The following is a 19,315-nucleotide window of genomic DNA, read 5'->3' as shown; positions in this document are numbered from 1 at the left end:
GGGTCGTCAAGGCGACCGGGATGTCCGTCACGCAGCGCCGGCTGCGCTCGTTTTCCGACGCTCGAAACAGGCGAGTTCGCTGCGAAGCGTGCCGCCGTCATCCTCGATCCGGACGTAGTTCAGCTCGTAGGGATAGCTGTTGTCGTCTTCCAGATCCGCCAGCGTAAGAGCGGACGGGTCCTCGATGTAACGGGTCCATGAGCCCGGATTGTAGTACCGGCATCCGTTCTCCTCGACCGCCTGGGGCAGGTGCGTGTGACCCAGCACGACAATGTCGGCGTGCACCTTCCATATGTTTCGGGCGATGGTCAGACATTCGGCCCGAACGTCGATCTGGGAGGCGTCGTGCAACGACAGCGTCGATCCGCTGCCGTCTCCGGCCGCGTTGACCGCGGGCTTGGCGATTTCCAGGACATCGGTCCATCGCGTCAAGCTGCCGTCGGCCTTCAGCAGCATTTCGAGAAGCTCGGCGAGCTGCTCTTCGCTGCCGAACTCCTTGCCGACATCGGCTTCGGTCATATCCGGCCGGCCAAGCAGGTCGCGGCAGAGCTCAGCGAGCCTCTCGCGGAAAAACGGATCGCCGCGTATGGCGCCTAGAAGCTCCGGCCCGATGTCGTCTTTGCTCCCGGCAGACAGCGATGCGCCGAAATGCTGGACGATGAATCGAGCACCGAGCCATCCCACCGTTCGCAGCCCCCAGCGGTCTTCACGCAACAGGATCCGGACCAACTCGGTCTGAGGATGCACATTGTCGACGAAGGGATATTTCTCTTCGAGCTGGTTCACGAAGCGGACCACGAACAGCGTTCCAACGCACATCTCCAATCGCGGGGGAGCGCTGTCATCGGGCAGGCGAAGGATCGGATGGCGCCAGTTCTTGAAACCGTTGACGGGATCGATCGACGGGAACAGGTGGCCGTGGCTGATATGGAGCTTGCCGCCGTAGCGCGTGTAGGTGTGCTCGCCGAGCTCGATGTTGACATTCCCGGCGACGCTGCGGAGGCGGTCTTGCACCGCTGTCCAATGCAGGTCGACGTCGTGGTTTCCGGGGAAGATCGTCACGACATTGCCGGGCCTTTGGAACTCCGCCAGCGCCGCGAACGACTCCGGATGGCCGGCGAGGATGCGGTTTAGCTTATCAAGCGATTCTTCTTCCGAGCACCAGTAGTCGGGCGAGTTCAGCGTATATCGTTCAGGGAGGACCTGAACGAATTCGAGGAGGTCGCCATTGATGATCAGCTCGATCTCGCCGCGCCGGCCTCGATCACTCTGCGCCTGCTGCCGGACGAAACTCGCGAACTGTTCCTTGTCGTCGACGAAATCGTCGCCGCGCCCTCCATCGCCCATGTGGAGGTCGCTCACGATCAGTGTGACGGGCTTCTGCGCCATCAGGCCGGTGCCTTCAGGTCGAGTGGACATTGCAACGAATACCACAGGCCGAGCGGGTTGTTGTTGAGGAGCAAGTCGCGGCGCAGATCGAACAGAATTTGCCCGACAGGCACCCGAGCGGCATAGCGTTCGATGAATGTCCTCGCAAACACCGCAGCGAACAGGGTCGGCACCGGAAATGACGGTGCCACGAGACCCGCGGATCGTCGCTTGCGGAATTCCTTTCGGAACGAAAGGAAGGAGACGGGCGAGATGTTTCCGGCGTCGCAGGCGTTGACAAACACCAGCGGCCAGTTCGCAAATGGAGGGCCGGTGACGTGAAAGGCGGTGAACTGCCTGGATTTCTCGAACTCGAGGATGTCGGCGGTCCCATGACAGAAGAAATAGATCAGGCTCGGACTGGCCGCCTGGTCGCGAAACGCGGCGACGACCTGATCGAATCCGACGGCATACTTGCCGCGCGGTGCAAGCGACAGGTCGAAGTAGTCCTTCTGGAGTTTGACCGGAAGCAGCTTGCGGCCCTGCCAGGTCTTTTCCTGGTCGATGCTGTCGTTCAGGCCCATGGTGACATGAAGTTGCCCCGCCTGCTGGCGATTCGACGGCAGTTTCTCCGCGGTCGACGTCACGATGAGCAGCGACTCGATCATGAAGCGGTTGCCCCAGAACCGCGTCGGCTGAAAATTGTCCGGCGGATAGCCGTCGATGTAGTTGAGTGGATAGAGCATCTCCCAGGGAAAGACGACAGAATCCGTGATGACGGCGATATTGGCGCCGTCTGGCAGTTCCTCGATCCGCTCGAACATTTTCTTGAAGACCGGATCTTCCGCGAGCAGCTGGTATAGTTTCGAGCCCACGGTGACGGCGGCCTGCATCGCCTCCTGCGCCAAGGCGCGTGCATTGTCGTCGGATGGCAGGGTCAGCTTCTCGTCGATGGTCTTCCACAGCGGGTTGTTCGCGATCTTCCGGATATCGTCGACGATCAGCGAGTCGTAAGCGGCTTTCAATTTCGAGGGCGTCACCACCGATGTGATCTCGGGCTTGCCGCTTACCCCATCGATGTTCCAGTAAACCTCCCAGGAATCGCCCTTGCTGGTGATGAAAAGCTCGGCGATCCGCTGTTCCGGCTTGGCTGCGGCAATCGCTTGCAGGTCGAAGTCGATCATGATGGGCGCGTGCTTCTCCGACCCAAGGGACTCCACGAGATAGATCTCCAGGAAGAACGAATGAATCAGCGCGCCGCGGTCCGAGAGAACGACATGAATGCCACGTGGTTCTGGTTCGCCATCGGAGGATTCGGGACGAGGCGGGGCCGCGAGCTTGAAACGCGGCAAGTCTTTGGTCAGCGCTCCATTCTCGAAGCGAGCCTCGCGTGTTACGATGCCGTCGACCACAAGCAGTCCCGTCGGCACGATCGTGATGCCGAGCTTCAACGAAGGCCTGTCGATCAGCGTATCAAGGAGTTGGCTGCGGACGCCTCCGAGGTCGGCCTCTCCAACCGATCCATAGTTGACCACCAGGTCGAACTGGCTTCCCCAGACAACCTCGTCCTGCCACGCCTGAGCTCCCTCCAGCGCGAAGTTCAGGCTTGGTTTTTGCTGCGGAGACGGTTCAGCGCGTGTCGACGCAGGAGCGAGTTCCTTGAGCGCGTCCAGATACGTCGTGGTCGCGTTTGCGGCCAATGCGCTTCTCAGCTCTTTCAGAATATCCGACTCCGCATCGGAAAGTGTCTTGTCGACCGGAAACGCTGGTGTTGGCGCGACAGGTGAAGCAGCGATCGTCTCATAGGTCTTGGTCGAAATGTCCCCCTCGGCGATGATCTTATGCACGGCCGCGGAAGCTTCTCCCGGCCGGTCCCAGGGAGCGGCACGTGTTGCGCGGCTGACCATGTCGTAGGCTGTTTGACGGGCTTCGCGCGGTGAAACCGGATCCGGTGCTGCCGAGACATCGCGTGCCACCAGGGCGTGGACGATATCGAGCCGGCCTGGCTCGACCGTCGCAGCAGAGAGCGGCCGGAACGCGCTGACTCGCGCGGCGTTTTGCAACGAGAACTGATTGGCGACCCAATCGATGTTCTTGACCAGGCGCGTTGCGTTCGCGACTTCCTTCGCGCGTAAGCGCTTTTCCGTGAGAGTCACGGGAGACGGTGCGACCCTGCTCCAGGGATCGACGACGAAGGCGACGAGTTCGCCCGGCTCGCCGCGCAAAAGTGTCTCGAGCGCGGTGAACGGCAGATGGTCATCGTTCCAGTACAGCTCGCCATTGATGAGAACGCCCTCGTTCTCAGGCGAAGCGAGGCCGCTCGCCAGCACATGTTCCGGAGAGATCCAGCTGTGCCGGTTATCGAATACTATCCAGTGTCCCGACACGGCGTTGGTCGCCACCATCGTCAACCGCATTGGTCCGTGGTTGATCAAGTCGAAATCCACCAGACGCAGCAGCATCTTGGTTGTTTCGAATCGGCGGCGTTCGATTTGGCTTGTAAGGCCAAGCTGCCGGCGCACCCGGTCGAGTGGTGAGCGCCGTGATGGGGCGTCGGCCAGCGGCCCGCTCGTACAAAATTCGAGATAGTCCTGCAGCGCGCGCCTGCGCCGGTCGGGTTCATTGCCGGCAATAATCGCCGCGGTGATGGCTCCGGCCGAACTTCCGCAGAGCCAATCCGGCATCAGGGCGAATGGGGGGTGGGCGGCCTGCGCCAAGGCTTCGTACGCGCCCACATGATAAGGCGTGTGGGAGGTGTCGCCCAACAGCGCCAGGACAGACGTGGCACGTCGATCGAATTGCGGCACGTTGCTTGCCCCGAGACGACTTTGCCTGAATTTCCGAGGTCATCCTAGCGACCCCGGGGTCTCGAATCCAACCTAAAGTCGTTCGTCCGAGTTCACCCCTTCGCCCCCAGCCACGCCAAAATCATCTCCACGATCTGGCTCCTGCTCTTCGCCAGCACCTTCGGCTCGCTGAGGTCGCGGTCGAACAGCGCGCCGAAGGTGTGGCGGTTGGCGACGCGGAAGAAGCAGTAGGAGGAGATGGCGAGGTGCAGGTCGATGGCGTCGACGTCGTCGCGGAAGACGCCTTCGCTATGGCCGCGCTTGAGGATGTCGTCGAGCGTTGCGATCACGCTGGCGTTGAGCTGGCGCAGCTGTAGATTCTGCTTCAGGTGCTTGCCGTGGTGGATGTTCTCGATTGAGACGAGGCGGATGAAGTTCGGGTTGCGCTCGTCATGGTCGAAGGTTGCCTCGATCAGCCGGCGCAAGCCCTCGCGGGCATCGCAGCTTGCGATGTCGAGCTGGTCCTCCAGCGCGCGGATGCTGCGATAGGCTTCTTCCAGCACCGCGAGGTAGAGCTGCTCCTTGCCGCCGAAGTAATAGTAGATCATCCGCTTCGACGTGCGCGTCCGCGCCGCGATCGCATCGACGCGGGCGCCGGAATAGCCCTCCGAGGCGAATTCGGCCATCGCCACTTCGAGGATGTCGCGCTTGGTGCGCTCAGGATCGTTGGTGCGCTTGGATGGGGGCGGCATGCGCTCGAGCATTACTGTTTCTCCCGCCAGTTTCCACGGATCACCTTGAAGGTGAAGGCAAATTTCGTCCGTTCCGGCGTCGATCCAATGAGTATTGCATAAACGTACTAGTTCGTACATTATGGATTGAAACCAAGGTTGCGGCAACCAAAAGCAAAAAACTCGCGCACGGCCGGACGGGCATGACGCGAAGCGCGACCGCCATCACACATGGGAGGAATTTTGATGAGCTTGACCTCAACAGCATCGCTGCACGCGCCGTCCAGCGCGGAAACCACGCAAAACAAGCTGCCGAAGCGCGCCGCGCTGGTCAGCTTCGTCGGCAGCATGCTCGAATACTACGACTTCTTCATCTACGGCACCGCGGCAGCACTGATCTTTCCAAAAGTGTTCTTCGCCAATGTCGATCCCTCGACCGCGACGCTGCTCGCGCTGCTGAGCTTCGGCATCGGCTATATCGCGCGTCCCGTCGGTGCCGTGATCCTCGGCCATTTCGGTGACCGCATCGGCCGCAAGACGGTGCTGCTGTTCACGCTGGTGGTGATGGGCGCTTCGACGCTGGCGATCGGCCTGTTGCCGGATGCCAAGACCATCGGCAACGCGGCACCCATCATCCTGACGCTGCTGCGCCTGTTGCAGGGCCTGTCGGCGGCCGGCGAGCAGAGCGGGGCGAATTCGCTGACGCTGGAGCATTCCGCCAATTCCAACCGCGCCTTCTTCACGAGCTGGACGTTGAGCGGCACCCAGGCGGGCGCGATCCTGGCAACGCTGGTGTTCATTCCCGTCGCCAGCATGCCGGAAGATCAATTGCTGAGCTGGGGCTGGCGCATTCCGTTCCTGCTCTCCGCGCTGGTGCTGCTGGTCGCCTATCTGGTGCGGCGGACCATGCCGGAAACGCCCGTGTTCGAAGACATCAAGGACAAGGCGCAAGTCGCGCGCTTCCCCGTCGTCGCGCTGCTGCGTGACTACTGGCCGGATGTGCTGCGCGTCATCGTCTGCGCGCTGATCGCGACAGTCAGCACGATGACCGCGGTGTTTGCGCTCGGCTATGCCACCAGCAAGTTCGGCGTCGCACGTCCGACCATGCTGTGGGCCGGCGTGCTCGGCAATGTCGTGGCGCTGTTCGCCCAGCCGCTCTGGGCCCTGCTTGCCGACCGGATCGGCCGCAAGCCGGTGTTCATCGGCGGCGTGCTCGGCTGCGCCGTGCTGCTGTTCCCCTATTTCATGCTGGTGACGTCGGGCAACACGACGGCGATCTTCGCCGCCGCGATCGGCCTCTACATCATTTACTCCGCACCCAACGCGATCTGGCCGTCGTTCTACGCGGAGATGTTCGAAGCGCGCGTGCGTTATTCCGGAACAGCGATCGGCACCCAACTCGGCTTCCTTGCCGCCGGCTTCACGCCGCTGGTGAGCGCGAGCCTCGTCGGTGAAGGACCGAACGGCTGGATCCCGGTGGCGATCTTCGTCGCCGGCTGCTGTGTCGCCTCGGCTGCCGCCGCATCGACCGCGCGCGAAACCCACAAGGTCGACATCGCCGATCTCGGCAAGCGGCGCGCGTAAGCAAGAGACAGGACAACGATCGCATGTTGACCAACGCTGTTCCGACCACGCACGGCCCCGTCATCGGGGCCGAGCAGGGGGCTGTCCGCGCCTTCAAGGGCGTGCCGTTCGCAACCGCGCGGCGTTTTGCCAAGGCGACGCCGCCGCTCGCGTGGACCGAATCGCGGCGATGCACGGACTACGGCGCCTATGCGCCGCAGCCCGGACATCTCGATCAGGCGGAGGAGTCCTGTCTCAGCCTGAACATCTGGACACCGGTCGGGGCTGATCGCCCGTTGCCGGTGCTGTTTTTCATCCATGGCGGTGCCTTCGTCACCGGCGGCGGCGCTGACTATGACGGCGCCTTCCTCGCCGCGCACGGCCCGGCCGTCATCGTCACCATCAACTATCGGCTCGGCCCGCTCGGCTTCCTGCAACTGCATCGTCACGGATTGGGCGAAGCCAATAACCTCGCGATCTCGGATTCGCTCGCGGCGCTCGACTGGGTCCATGCCAATATCGCCGGTTTCGGCGGCGACCCGGATCAGGTGACGCTGTCCGGTCAATCGGCCGGCGCGTCGATGGTGATCGCGCTCGCAACGCTGCCGCAGGCCAAGGGCAAGTTCGCCCGTGCGCTGGCGCTGAGCGCGCCCGGCCGCAACATCATGAGCGCCGATCATGCCGACCTCGTCGCGCGCCGCGTGCTCGACGAACTCGGACTTGCGCGCGAGCCGAGCGCCATTGCGGCCGTGCCGCTACAGAATCTCTTCGCGGCGGTGGAGCGGGTCGGCCGCAAGCTCGCGGACGAGACGGAGGCCGGCACCGTGTTCGGCCCAGTGCTCGACGGCACCGTGATCCCGCGCGAGCCGCGCGATGTGTTCGCCGACGGGACCTTGCGCGACATTCCGCTCTGGCTCGGCTCCTGTCGCGACGAGATGGTGATGTTCCTGAAGAGCACGCCGCCGGCCGCGATGATCCGCACCACCGAGCGGCAGGTGCGCGTTACGTTCGGCGATGCCGGCTGGGAGCGCCTGCTGAATTGCTACCGCGATACGGCGCGTCCCGACGAAGATCCCCACGAAGCGCTGCTGTCGGATGCATTCTGGCACCGTCCGATGGCGGATCTCGCGCGGCTCCATGCTGCGGCCGACGGCGCGGTGTGGCTGAGCCGGTTCGACCACCGCCCCGCGCTGGAGCCGTTCTTGTCGCAAGGGCCGACCCACGGCGCCGACAACGCCTGCCTCTGGGCGCATCTGCCTGACTTCATCGATCGCCCGATCCTGAAACGCAAGGGCGGCCCGATGACGCCAGCCGATATCGACGTCGCGGCCCGCTTCCAGGCGAACTTGCTGCGCTTCGTCACGACCGGCATGCCTGATGTGACTGAGGCCTGGCCGCGGTTCGAGGCGGTCAGGGAGCCGCTCGCAATCTTCGACCAGCCGTTCCATATTGTGCCGCTCAATGAGGGCGTGCGCTCTCGCCTGTGGGCGGAGCTGTCAGCGCAACGCGGCGCGCCGCAGGCTCCCGCCGCACGCGCGAAGACCGGTTGATTGCGGCACCCCGGACATGTAAGTGTCGCTCCAGCGCCGATTTGATCCTCAGCTTGCGGGCGCTTCTAAAAATGCAGCTAAAGAGAACCGCTATCCCTGCATCGTCCCGCATTGCGTGAATCGTCGGCCATCCCGAACGGAGAGGCCACATGAAATTTGCTGCCATCGCGGACGTGCACGGAAATCGTCCGGCGCTTGAAGCCGTCCTTGCGGACATCGCCACGCTCGGCATCGACGAGATCGTGAATTTGGGTGACCATGTCAGTGGTCCGCTCGAGGCAGCCCGAACGGCGGACCTGCTGATGGAGCGAGGGGTTCCGTCAATACGTGGCGATCAGGATCGCATTCTGCTGGAGCTCCGGCAGGCCGGCACCTCGACACGCAGCGACTTCCGAGAGCTCGAGCGCAAGCACTTCGAGTGGATGGCAAGCATGCCGTCGACGCTCACGTATAAAGAGCGGGCGTTCCTGTGCCATGGATCGCCGAGCAATGATGCGGCTTTCTGGCTCGACCACATCGGCGATGACGGCCGCCCGCATCCGAGCGGGATTGATTCGATCGAGGCTGGCGCCGAAGGAATCGCCGCCGAGATCATCCTGTGTGCACACACGCATATTCCTCGCTTGGTGCGTCTGAGGGATGGCCGGCTGGTCGTGAATCCCGGCAGTGTTGGATTGCCCGGCTATGATGGGAAGGTGCCGGTGCCCTACGTGGTCGAAGTCGGTACGCCTCATGCCTGCTACGCAATACTGGAGCATGCCGGAGGAGGCTGGTCCGCGACGATCCGCTATGTGCCCTATGACACCACGGCCATGGCGGCACTCGCGCGCGCCAAGGGAATGCTGACCTGGGCGAGCGCAATTGCGACGGGCTGGGTGGGACGAGTCAGGTGACGTCGTCGTCCCATCGCCAGCATTCGCGATCTCGCGCCTCAATGCGTCTCGTGGAACCGGCTCAAGAACGCCTTCAGCCGCTCGCTGCGCGGCTGGCGGATGGTCTCTTCGGGTGTGCCGATCTCGGCCATGATGCCGTCGTTCATGAAGCCGACGCGGGTGGAGACGTCCGCGGCGAAGGCCATCTCGTGCGTCACCAGCACCATGGTCATGCCTTCGGCGGCAAGGCTGCGGATCACGGAGAGCACTTCGCCGACGAGTTCGGGATCGAGCGCCGAGGTCGGTTCGTCGAACAGCATCACGTCGGGCTTCATGGCGAGCGCGCGGGCGATGGCGACGCGCTGCTTCTGGCCGCCGGACAGACGGCTCGGGAACGCATCGGCCTTGTCGGCGAGGCCGACCTTGGCGAGCAAATCGCGGCCGAGCGCGTTGGCCTCGGCCTGCGCCATGCCCTTCACCTGCACCGGTCCCTCGGTGACGTTGCCGAGCACCGACATGTGCGGGAACAGGTTGAAGTGCTGGAATACCATGCCGACGCTGCGGCGAAGCAGCGCGAGCTGCGCGTCACCGGCGGCGCGCACGCCTTTGCCGAAGGCGAATTTGTGCGTGCCGATTGCGAGCTTGCCCTGCTGCGGCATTTCCAGCAGGTTCAGGCAGCGCAAAAAGGTCGACTTGCCGGAGCCGGAGGCGCCGATCAGGGTGACGACCTCGCCGCGGGCAACCGAGAGCGAGACGCCCTTGAGCACCTCGTGGTCGCCGAACGCCTTGTGGATATTGTCAGCGATCAAAGCGCTCATCGGTGCGCTCCCATCTTCAGCTCGACCCTGTCGGCGACCAGCGTCAGCGGGAACAGCACGACGAAATAGAGCACGGCGATCGTGGTGTAGACCTCGAGCGGCTTGTAGCTCGATGCGGTGATGACAGTGCCCTGGTATAGGAGATCACCGACCGCGACCACCGACACCAGCGAGGTGTTCTTGAGCTGCATGATGGTCTGGTTGATGAAGGAGGGGATCATCACCTGGGTTGCCTGCGGCAGCACGATGCGGCGAAAGATCTTGCCGCGGCGCATGCCGATGGCCCGGCCGGCTTCCCACTGGCCGGTGTCAACGGCCTCGATGCCGCCGCGGAAGATCTCCGCGTAGAACGAGCCGGCATAGAGCGACAGCGCGATGAAGCACGCCATCGCCGGCGACATGTCGACGCCGATCAGGACGGGCAGGGCGTAGTACACCCAGATCAACTGCACCAGCAGCGGCGTGCAGCGGAATACTTCGATATAGAGACGCAGCGGCACCGTGACCCAGCGCGGCGCCGTCGTGCGCAGGATGCCGACGAACAGTCCGATCACGAGACCCGCGATCACCGTGGCCACCGTGTAATACACGGTGACCAGGAGCCCCTGCCAGATCAGGCCCCAATACGGCTTGAGCGCCGCGAAGTCCCAGACATACATGATCGATCAGAACTGCACTTCGGGCGGGAGGTCATCGGCGGTGAGGCCGACAGCCTCGAAACCCTTCAGCATCCATTCGCGAGTCTGGCCCATCGAGCGGTTGTAGTCCGCCCAGGCGCTGAGGAAATCCTTATAGCGGCGGTCGCTCTCGGCGCGGATGCCCATGTTGGTCGGCAACGTCAGCAGCGGGCGCGGGATGGCGAGATCGCCGAGGTTCGGGTTCTTCTTCAGGGTCGAGACCGAGAGCACGGCCAGCGAGACGTTGCAGTCGGCACGTCCCGTCGCGACCGCCAGGATCGCCTCGTCGCGGTTCTTGAAGCCGAGGATGTTGGCCTTCGGGCAGTAGCGGCGCGCGATGGTCTCATGCGTCGAGCCGATGTCGACGGCGATCTTCACGTCGGGCTTGTTGAGCTCGGCCCAGGTCTGCGGCTTGGCAAAGCCCTTCTTGGTGATGACGGTGAAGGAGTGCACCAGGATCGGGGTCGAGAAGTCGATCACCAGGGCGCGCTCCGGCGTCGGGTTCACGGCGAAGGCGAGGTCGACCTTGTCGGCCTGCAGGTCGAGGATCTGGTTGCCCCAGGTCGATTCCAGCGTCTCGAGCTTGGCGCCGAGCTTGCCGGCGATATCCTTGGCCATGTCGATGCAGGCGCCCGACCACTCGTTGGTGGCCAGATCCTTATGGAAGTAGGGCTCCTGTCCGACGATCACGGCGACGCGGAGCACACCATTCTTCTTGATGCGGTCGAGCGTGGACGTTGGCGCGGTGTCGGCCTTGGCCGAGCTGCTTACGGCGGCAATCGCTGCGCCCGCGAGCGCGACTTTGGTGAGAGCGTCCCTGCGATTCATGGTCTCTGTCTCCCTGGAATTTGGGTCGGATGTTCTCCGGCCACTGGACTATTTCTGTATTCAGGATAAAATGCAATACGGTATTTCGATTTGCTGACCATTTGGGCGGCAAGTCAGAGGGGAGCCCAATATCTTGGCAGGATTGCGCAAAATTCCCGAGGGCTAGGGATTGCAAATCGCATTCAAGTCTGAATACAAAACTGAACGCAATATCAAGATGTGCTGAAGGAGAGGCCTGTGCGCGCCCTATTCGTCGATGCGAACGAGACCCTGGCGGGGGTGACCGACAAGCTGCTGGCCTCGCAGAAGCTGCCGGTCAGCATCAACCGCAATCCCTCGATCAAGCCCGACGATCTGCCCGGCCTGCTCGGCGATGCCGAGATCATGATCGTGGACCACACTGCGGTGCCGACGCCGATCGCCGAGACCTGCAAGGCGCTGAAGCATGTCGTCTTCCTCGGCACCGGCGCGCGCAGCTACATGAATCCGGAGGAACTCGCCGAGCGCGGCATCTCCGTCCACACCATCAAGGGATATGGCGACACCGCCGTGGCCGAATGCGCGATCGCGCTGATGTGGGCCTCCGCGCGAAACTTTGGCGAGATGGACCGCGGCATGCGCGAGGGCAACTGGCTGCGCCGTGACGCGATGCAGCTCACCGGCAAGACGCTCGGCCTGATCGGCTTCGGCGGCATCGCCGCGGAAGCCGCGCGCATGGCGGCGGGCTGCGGCATGAAGGTGATTGCCTGGAACAGGACGCCGAAGACGCATCCGGGTGTCGAGTTCGTCTCGCTGGAGAAGCTGCTCGCGGAGAGCCACGTCGTCTCGCTGCATCTGCTGCTCAACGACGAGACCAAGCGGTTCCTGTCGCGCGAGCGCATCGCGCAGATGCGCAAAGGCAGCATTTTGATCAACACCGCGCGCGGCGCGATCGTCGATGAGGACGCGATGCTGGACGCGCTGCGCTCCGGCCACATCGCCCATGCCGGCCTCGACGTCTTCACCGTCGAACCGCTGCCGGCAGGTCACCCCGTGACAAAGCTGCCGAACGTGACGCTGTCGGCGCATTCGGCGTTCCGCACGCCGGAGGCGAGCGACAACCTCATTGGCGCGGCGCTCGACCACTGCCGCCGCATCATCGCCGCCGGCAAGTAAATCAATAAGGACATCCCATGTCGGATATCACCCGCATCGACCAGAACGCCCGTCGCAGCCGCGCTTCCGTGTTCGGCGATCTCGTTTTCCTCGCAGGCCAGGTGGCGGATACCAAGACTGCCGACATCACCCAGCAGACCAAAGAGGCGCTGGCCAAGGTCGACGACATGCTGGCGCGCGCCGGCACCGACAAGTCGCGCCTGCTCAGCGTGCAGGTCTGGCTCAGGACCATGGACGATTTCGACGCCATGAACGCGGTCTATGATGCCTGGGTCGTGCCCGGCAACACCCCGACCCGCGCCTGCGGCAAGGTCGAACTCGCCGATGCCGCCTTCCGTATCGAAGTGATCGCGATCGCCGCGCGGAAGTAAGGGCTCGGCCGTGACTGTCAGGGCACCCGTATCGACCTTTCGTCCCGCGCAGCGCATCAGCGCTATCGGCGTCTCCGAGATTTTGAAGATCGGCGCGGTCGCACAGCGGCTGAAGCGCGAGGGGCGGCCGGTGATCGTGCTGGGTGCCGGCGAGCCCGACTTCGACACGCCCGACCATGCCAAGGACGCGGCCGAGCGCGCCATTCGCGCGGGCCAGACCAAATACACCATCCTCGACGGCACCGTGGAATTGAAGGCGGCGATATCAGAGAAATTCCGCCGCGAGAACAATCTCGTCTATGCCGCCGACGAGATCACCGCCGGCGCCGGCGCCAAGCAGGTGATCCACAACGCCTTCATGGCGAGCTTGAGTCCGGGCGACGAGGTGATTCTCGCCGCGCCGTATTGGACCAGCTATGCCGACATGGTGCGCATCGCCGACGGCACGCCGGTCGACGTGCTCTGCCGCGAGGAGAACGGATTTCGCCTCGACGCTGCCGATTTCGAGCGTGCGATCACGCCGAAGACGCGCTGGCTGCTGCTGAACTCGCCGTCCAATCCGACCGGTGCGGCCTATTCGGCGGCGCAGCTTCGTCCGATCCTCGATGTGCTCAAGCGCCATCCGCATGTCTGGCTGATGGCCGACGACATTTACGAGCACCTGATCTATGACGGCATGCCGTTCGTCACGGCCGCCGCGCTCGAGCCGAGCCTGAAGTCGCGCACGCTGACCGTCAACGGCGTCTCCAAGGCCTATGCCATGACCGGCTGGCGCGTCGGCTATGGCGGCGGCCCGCGCGAATTGATCGCGGCGATGGCCGTGGTGCAGAGCCAGAGCACGACCAATCCGTCCTCGGTGAGCCAGGCCGCCGCGATCGCCGCGCTGACCGGCCCGCAGGACGTGCTGATCGAGCGCCGCGCCGCGTTCCAGCGTCGCAGGGACTTCGTGGTCGACGGGCTCAACGCCATCGACGGCGTCACCTGCCGCCGGCCGGAGGGGGCGTTCTACACCTATGCGAGCTGCGCCGGCCTCATCGGCCGCCGCACGCCTGACGGTGCCGTCGTCGACAGCGATGCAGCGTTCTGCCGCTTCCTGCTGGAGAGGCATGACGTGGCCGTGGTGCCGGGCAGCTGTTTCGGCCTTGCACCTTATTTCCGCCTGTCCTACGCCACCTCGGAACAAAACTTGCGCGAGGCCGTGATGCGCATCGCCAAAGCCTGCAGGGAGCTGTCATGACCATTCGCAACACCCGCACCGGGGGCCAGATCCTGATCGATCAGCTGGTCGCCCAGGGCGTCGACCGCGTCACCTGCGTGCCGGGCGAGAGCTACCTCGCGGCGCTCGACGCGCTGCATGACAGCCCGATCGACGTGGTGATCTGCCGCGCCGAAGGCGGCGCCGCGATGATGGCGGAAGCCTATGGCAAGCTGACGGGACGCCCCGGCGTCTGCTTCGTCACCCGCGGTCCGGGTGCGACCAATGCCAGCCATGGCGTCCACATCGCGATGCAGGACTCGACCCCGATGATCCTGTTCGTCGGTCAGGTCGATACCGGCATGCGCGAGCGCGAGGCGTTCCAGGAGCTCGACTACAAGGCGGTGTTCGGCCCCATGGCGAAATGGGCGGTCGAGATCGATCGTCCCGATCGCATCCCCGAGCTGGTCGCGCGCGCCTTCCGCGTCGCCATGCAGGGCCGCCCTGGTCCCGTCGTGATCGCGCTGCCGGAGAACATGCTGACCGAGACCGCCGCTGTCGCCGACGCCATGCGCATCGAGCCCGCGGTGAGCTGGCCGGCGCCATCAGATCTCGAGCAGGTCGGTGCGATGCTTGCGAGCGCCAAGGCGCCGCTGGTCATCCTCGGCGGCTCGCGCTGGACCGATGAATCCACCAAGAGCATCGCGCGCTTTGCCGAGCGCTTCGACCTGCCGGTCGCAACCTCGTTCCGCCGGGCGTCGCTGATCGACGCCGATCATTCGCATTATGCCGGCGATCTCGGCATCGGACCGAGCCCCGGCCTGAAGGCGCGCATCGACAACGCCGACGTCATTCTTTTGATCGGCGGCCGCATGTCGGAGATGCCGTCCTCGTCCTACACGCTGCTCGACATACCGACGCCCAAGCAGAAGCTGATCCACGTGCATCCCGGTTCGGAAGAGCTTGGCCGCGTCTATCAGCCGGCGCTGGCAATCCAGGCGACGCCTGCCGCATTCGCTGCCGCCGTTGAGACGCTGAAGCCTTCAGGTGCGGTTGCCTGGAAGGGCGAGGCCGCCAAGGCACATGCCGATTACCTCGCCTGGACCGACAAGGCGCGCGAGCTGCCGGGTACGTTCCAGTACGGTCAGGTCATGACCTGGCTGCGCGATCGCCTGCCGAAGGACGCGATCGTCTGCAACGGCGCCGGCAATTATGCCGGCTGGATCCATCGCCATCACCGCTTCCACAGTTTTGCGTCCCAGCTCGCGCCGACCTCGGGCTCGATGGGCTATGGCGTGCCGGCGGGCGTGCTCGCCAAGCGGCAATATCCGGATCGCGTCGTCGTCGCCTTCGCCGGCGACGGCTGCTTCCTGATGAACGGCCAGGAATTCGCGACCGCCGTGCAGTATGACGCGCCGCTGGTCGTGATCGTCGTCGACAATTCGCAATACGGCACCATCCGCATGCACCAGGAGCGCGACTATCCTGGTCGCGTGGTCGGCACCCAGCTCAAGAACCCCGACTTTGCGATGTACGCGAAGGCGTTCGGCGGTCATGGCGAGCGTGTCGAGCGCACCGAGGAATTCGCGCCGGCGTTCGAGCGCGCGCTGGCCTCGGGCAAGCCGTCGATCCTCCACTGCATCATCGATCCGCGCGCGATCTCGGTCGGCAAGGATTTCACACCGGCTGTGAAGGCGTAAGCGATGTCGGAAGGCCGCCACGTCGCCATCATCGGAGCCGGCGCGGTCGGCGTGATCAGCGCCATCGAGGCGCTGCGTGAGGGCCACCGTGTCACGCTGATCGACGTGGGCGCGCCCGGTGGCGAGCAGGCGGCAAGCTATGGCAATGCCGGCTGGCTCTCCTCGCATTCGGTGATCCCGCCGGCAGAACCAGGCATCTGGAAGAAGGTGCCGGGCTATCTGATGGACCCGCTCGGCCCGCTCGCGATCCGCTGGTCGTATCTGCCGAAGGCGCTACCCTGGCTGATCAAGTACCTGCTCTCGGGCTGGACCGAGGCGCGGGTCGAGAAGACGGCGTTTGCGCTGCGCGACCTGTTGAAGGACGCGCCGCTGCTGCACCGGAAGCTCGCGGAAGAGGCGGGCGTGCCTGATCTGGTCGAGCGCAACGGCGTGATGCACGTGTTCCCGTCGCGCGGCAATTTCGACAACGATCTCGGCTGGCGCCTGCGCAAGAAGGTCGGCGTCGAATGGATGGAGCTGAGCGCCGACGAGATGCGCCAGCGCGAGCCTGACCTGCATCCGCGCTACACCTTCGGCGTGGTGGTGGAGGAGGCCGGACGCTGCCGCGATCCCGGCGCTTACGTCGCAGCCCTTGCCCAGCATGCGTTGGCGAGCGGCGCCAAGCTCGTCCATGCCAGGGCAACCGGGCTCAAGCTGTCCGGCAACAAGCTCGACGCCGTCATCACCGAGACTGGCGTCATTCCCTGCGATGCCGCGGTCGTTGCCGCCGGCGCGCATTCGAAGCGGCTCACCGCATCGGTTGGCGACCCGCTGCCGCTCGAGACCGAGCGTGGCTATCACGTCATGATCGAGAATCCGGAATCAGGTCCGCGCAGCTCGATGATGGCGTCCGACGCCAAGATGGTGGTGAACTGGACCAACAAGGGCCTGCGCGCCGCCGGCACGGTCGAGATCGCCGGCTTGGAGGCCGCGCCGAACTGGAAGCGCGCCGAGATCCTGCGCAACAACCTCCTCAGCATGTTCCCAAAACTGCCGAAGGACATTCCGGCCTCGCGCATCAAGACGTGGTTCGGCCATCGCCCGAGCATGCCGGATGGCCTGCCCTGCATCGGCCACGCACGCGCCTCGCGCGACATCGTCTATGCCTTCGGCCACGGCCATGTCGGTCTGGTCGGCTCGGCCCGCACCGGCCGTCTCGTCGCCCAGCTCCTGAGCGGCAAGCAGCCCGAAATTCCACTCGCGCCGTTCTCTCCCAATCGCTTCCTCTGAGATCGCACCATGACTTATTCTGCCAGCTCCTCCTCCCGCATCGCCCGTGGCGGCAAGGCCATCTATGGTGCGCCGCTCGGCATCTTGATGCTGGAAGCACGCTTCCCCCGCATTCCCGGCGACATGGGCAACGGCACGACCTGGCCGTTTCCGGTGCTCTATCGCGTTGTGAGCGGCGCGTCGCCGGAGAAGGTGGTGCTGAAGGGCGCGGCCGGCCTGCTGCCTGACTTCATCGACGCGGCGAAGGACCTGGTGCGGCTCGGCGCCGAGGCCATCACCACCAATTGTGGCTTCCTCTCGCTGTTCCAGAAGGAGATCGCGGCGGCGGTCGGCGTTCCCGTCGCGACCTCGTCGCTAATGCAGGTGCCATGGGTGCAGGCGACCTTGCCGCCGGGCAAGCGCGTCGGCCTCGTCACGGTGTCGGGCTCGACCCTGACGCCGGCCCATCTCGAAGGCGCCGGCGTGCCGCTTGATACGCCGCTGGTCGGCACCGAGCACGGCAAGGAATTCTTCCGCGTCCTGATCAAGGCCGAGAAGGACGACATGGACGTCGGCTTGGCCGAGCGTGACGTGGTCGAGGCGGGCAAGCAGCTTGTCGCGAAAAACCCTGACGTCGGCGCCATCGTGCTCGAATGCACCAACATGCCGCCTTATGCGGCAGCGTTGCAGGCGGAAGTCGGCCTGCCGGTCTACGACATCTATTCCATGATCACCTGGTTTCATGCTGGACTGCGCCCGCGCGCCTTCGCCTGATTCCGGCTGCCGCAAAGCTCTGAACAAAACCGGCTAAACAGCCGTTTGCATTGCAATCATCCCCACAGCCCCGGTATATTGGGCTGTGTTCGGGCATGAATGCAGCTGATGAAGAGCAACGTGGAACTGGCTTCCGATAGTATCGTCGATCGCGTCTATGAACAGCTCAAGGCGATGGCCGTGAGCTATGAGTTCAAGCCGGGCGAACGGCTCAACGAAGGCGAGCTGGCCAAGCGCCTCGGGGTCAGCCGCACGCCGCTGCGCGAAGCGCTCAACCGTCTCAACACCGAGGGCTTCCTGCGCTTCACGCCGGGCAAGGGCTTCTTCTGTCGCGAGCTCGACGCCCACGAGATCTTCGACCTCTACGAGTTGCGCAAGTCGATCGAGGTCGCCTCGATCCGCCTCGCCATCAAGCGCGCGAAGGACGAGGACATCGACGCGCTGCTGAAATTCCTCGAAGCCACCGGCCCCGATCCCGGCCAGCGTTCCTCGGTCGAACTGGTCGAGTTAGATGAGACCTTTCACGAGCGGCTGATGGCCATGTCGAACAATGCCGAGATGCTGCGCGTCCTGCGCAACGTCAACGCCCGCATCCGCTTCGTGCGCTGGATCGACATGGACAGCATCAACCGATCGAACACGCAGGCCGAGCACCGCGCGGTGGTCGAGGGGTTGAAGGCGCGTAACGAAGAGGCTTGCGTGTCCGTGCTGGAGAAGCACATCGACCGGCGCTTGGATCGCATTACGTCAGCGATCAAGGAAGGCTACGCGCAGATCTATATGCCGGCTGCGGCGAGGTCTGCGACGAATTGAGGGCAAGCCCGAGCGGCGGTGCCTCTTCCCTTCTCCCCTTGCGGGAGAAGGTGGCGCGAAGCGCCGGATGAGGGGTATCTCTCCGCGTGTGCAGATGCACCTGAGTGTGCGGAGGCAGACCCCTCACCCTAGTGAGTTTGTGTCTACCTTTGGCGATGCCCTCTCCCGCAAGGGGAGAGGGTGCAGCAATGCGCATCGTGCGCTCTGCTCCGCAGGGAAAACGCCAGCTATAAAATCCCTCGATATCTGATCGTGCCAGACGGTCAGAGCGTTCGCGCGCGCATATCGCTAGCGTGCCGCTTGAATTCCACGGAGACACGCGGTGCATAGTCCCAAGCCCAATCCCGAAACGCGCAGCAGCGACGACTGGCCGTCCGAGCTCTATCGCATCCTCAAGGCCGCCGACGTCAGGCAGATGTCGTATGTGCCGGACGCCGGCCACAGCCAGCTCATCCGCATGTTCTCGGCCGACCGCGACGTCACCACCAATGTGCTGACGACCGAAGAGGAGGGCACTGCGATTGCCGCGGGTGCCTGGCTCGGCGGTCAGCGCAGCGTGCTGCTGATGCAGTCGAGCGGCGTCGGCAATTGCATCAACATGCTGTCGCTGTCGGCGATCGGCCGCTTTCCGCTGCTGATGCTGGTGACGATGCGCGGCGAATGGGCCGAGTTCAATCCCTGGCAGGTGCCGATGAGCCGGGCGACCCAGCCCTCGCTGGAGGCGATCGGCCTGAAGGTGATGCGCGCGGAGACGGCGGAGGATCTGGTCGAGACCGTCGAATCCGCGGCCTCGCTCGCCTACGAATCCGACCAGCAGATCGCGGTCCTGATCGGGCAGCGCCTGATCGGCAAGAAGAAGTGGTGAT

General features: G+C 64.3%; 17 protein-coding genes. 11 read left to right on the top strand and 6 right to left on the bottom strand.

The features are described from left to right. Positions 1-27 precede the first annotated feature (27 nt). The 3 genes from RAD16_RS16120 to RAD16_RS16110 form a co-directional block, all read right to left on the bottom strand. Positions 28-1,389 carry a metallophosphoesterase family protein gene (locus RAD16_RS16120; protein WP_458158872.1) on the bottom strand — a complete coding sequence of 454 codons (1,362 nt, stop codon included), beginning with the start codon at positions 1,387-1,389 and terminating at the stop codon, positions 28-30. Then, on the bottom strand, positions 1,389-4,175 hold the full coding sequence (locus tag RAD16_RS16115; protein ID WP_458158871.1) for a hypothetical protein: 2,787 nt from the start codon (positions 4,173-4,175) through the stop codon (positions 1,389-1,391). The genes RAD16_RS16120 and RAD16_RS16115 overlap by 1 nt, the downstream gene beginning before the upstream one ends. A gap of 92 nt (positions 4,176-4,267) precedes the next feature. Continuing rightward, a complete protein-coding gene (locus RAD16_RS16110; protein WP_458158870.1) occupies positions 4,268-4,918 on the bottom strand; it encodes a TetR family transcriptional regulator in 651 nt (216 codons plus the stop codon). A gap of 213 nt (positions 4,919-5,131) precedes the next feature. On the opposite strand from RAD16_RS16110, the gene RAD16_RS16105 reads away from it, so the two are divergent. The 3 genes from RAD16_RS16105 (at position 5,132) to RAD16_RS16095 (ending at position 8,891) form a co-directional block, all read left to right on the top strand. Continuing rightward, positions 5,132-6,469 carry an MFS transporter gene (locus RAD16_RS16105; RefSeq protein ID WP_458158869.1) on the top strand — a complete coding sequence of 446 codons (1,338 nt, stop codon included), beginning with the start codon at positions 5,132-5,134 and terminating at the stop codon, positions 6,467-6,469. A 23-nt stretch (positions 6,470-6,492) separates the two neighbouring features. After that, on the top strand, positions 6,493-7,998 hold the full coding sequence (locus RAD16_RS16100; protein ID WP_458158868.1) for a carboxylesterase/lipase family protein: 1,506 nt from the start codon (positions 6,493-6,495) through the stop codon (positions 7,996-7,998). 149 nt (positions 7,999-8,147) lie between these two features. Then, positions 8,148-8,891, top strand: coding sequence for a metallophosphoesterase family protein (locus RAD16_RS16095; RefSeq protein WP_458158867.1), 744 nt, complete (start codon positions 8,148-8,150; stop codon positions 8,889-8,891). Positions 8,892-8,929: 38 nt separating this feature from the next. Here RAD16_RS16095 and RAD16_RS16090 read toward each other — a convergent pair whose 3' ends face one another. The 3 genes from RAD16_RS16090 to RAD16_RS16080 are packed head-to-tail and all read right to left on the bottom strand — an operon-like array spanning position 8,930 to position 11,193. Further along, positions 8,930-9,688, bottom strand: coding sequence for an amino acid ABC transporter ATP-binding protein (locus RAD16_RS16090; protein WP_458158866.1), 759 nt, complete (start codon positions 9,686-9,688; stop codon positions 8,930-8,932). Continuing rightward, complete coding sequence (locus RAD16_RS16085; RefSeq protein WP_326904007.1) at positions 9,685-10,347, bottom strand: amino acid ABC transporter permease; 663 nt, start codon at positions 10,345-10,347, stop codon at positions 9,685-9,687. Before RAD16_RS16085 ends, RAD16_RS16090 begins: the two co-directional genes overlap by 4 nt. A gap of 6 nt (positions 10,348-10,353) precedes the next feature. Then, complete coding sequence (locus tag RAD16_RS16080; RefSeq protein WP_458158865.1) at positions 10,354-11,193, bottom strand: transporter substrate-binding domain-containing protein; 840 nt, start codon at positions 11,191-11,193, stop codon at positions 10,354-10,356. 237 nt (positions 11,194-11,430) lie between these two features. On the opposite strand from RAD16_RS16080, the gene RAD16_RS16075 reads away from it, so the two are divergent. From RAD16_RS16075 to RAD16_RS16040, 8 genes are all read left to right on the top strand, one after another. Then, positions 11,431-12,348 carry an NAD(P)-dependent oxidoreductase gene (locus RAD16_RS16075; protein WP_458158864.1) on the top strand — a complete coding sequence of 306 codons (918 nt, stop codon included), beginning with the start codon at positions 11,431-11,433 and terminating at the stop codon, positions 12,346-12,348. Positions 12,349-12,365: 17 nt separating this feature from the next. Beyond that, on the top strand, positions 12,366-12,719 hold the full coding sequence (locus RAD16_RS16070; RefSeq protein WP_458158863.1) for a RidA family protein: 354 nt from the start codon (positions 12,366-12,368) through the stop codon (positions 12,717-12,719). A gap of 10 nt (positions 12,720-12,729) precedes the next feature. Then, a complete protein-coding gene (locus RAD16_RS16065; RefSeq protein WP_458158862.1) occupies positions 12,730-13,956 on the top strand; it encodes a pyridoxal phosphate-dependent aminotransferase in 1,227 nt (408 codons plus the stop codon). Further along, positions 13,953-15,614 carry a thiamine pyrophosphate-binding protein gene (locus RAD16_RS16060; protein ID WP_458158861.1) on the top strand — a complete coding sequence of 554 codons (1,662 nt, stop codon included), beginning with the start codon at positions 13,953-13,955 and terminating at the stop codon, positions 15,612-15,614. The genes RAD16_RS16065 and RAD16_RS16060 overlap by 4 nt, the downstream gene beginning before the upstream one ends. A 3-nt stretch (positions 15,615-15,617) precedes the next feature. After that, positions 15,618-16,883, top strand: coding sequence for an NAD(P)/FAD-dependent oxidoreductase (locus RAD16_RS16055; protein ID WP_458158860.1), 1,266 nt, complete (start codon positions 15,618-15,620; stop codon positions 16,881-16,883). A 9-nt stretch (positions 16,884-16,892) separates the two neighbouring features. Continuing rightward, positions 16,893-17,636 carry an aspartate/glutamate racemase family protein gene (locus RAD16_RS16050; protein WP_458158859.1) on the top strand — a complete coding sequence of 248 codons (744 nt, stop codon included), beginning with the start codon at positions 16,893-16,895 and terminating at the stop codon, positions 17,634-17,636. Between the two features lie 108 nt (positions 17,637-17,744). Further along, a complete protein-coding gene (locus tag RAD16_RS16045; RefSeq protein ID WP_458158858.1) occupies positions 17,745-18,449 on the top strand; it encodes a GntR family transcriptional regulator in 705 nt (234 codons plus the stop codon). 322 nt (positions 18,450-18,771) lie between these two features. Beyond that, entirely contained in the window at positions 18,772-19,314 is a 543-nt protein-coding gene (locus RAD16_RS16040; RefSeq protein WP_458158857.1) for a thiamine pyrophosphate-binding protein, read from the top strand. The last annotated feature ends 1 nt before the right edge of the window (position 19,315 follow it).

The organism is Bradyrhizobium sp. 18BD, from assembly GCF_054185225.1.
The sequence above is the reverse complement of the archived record's forward strand: the minus strand, read 5'-3'. Positions and strand labels throughout refer to the sequence as shown.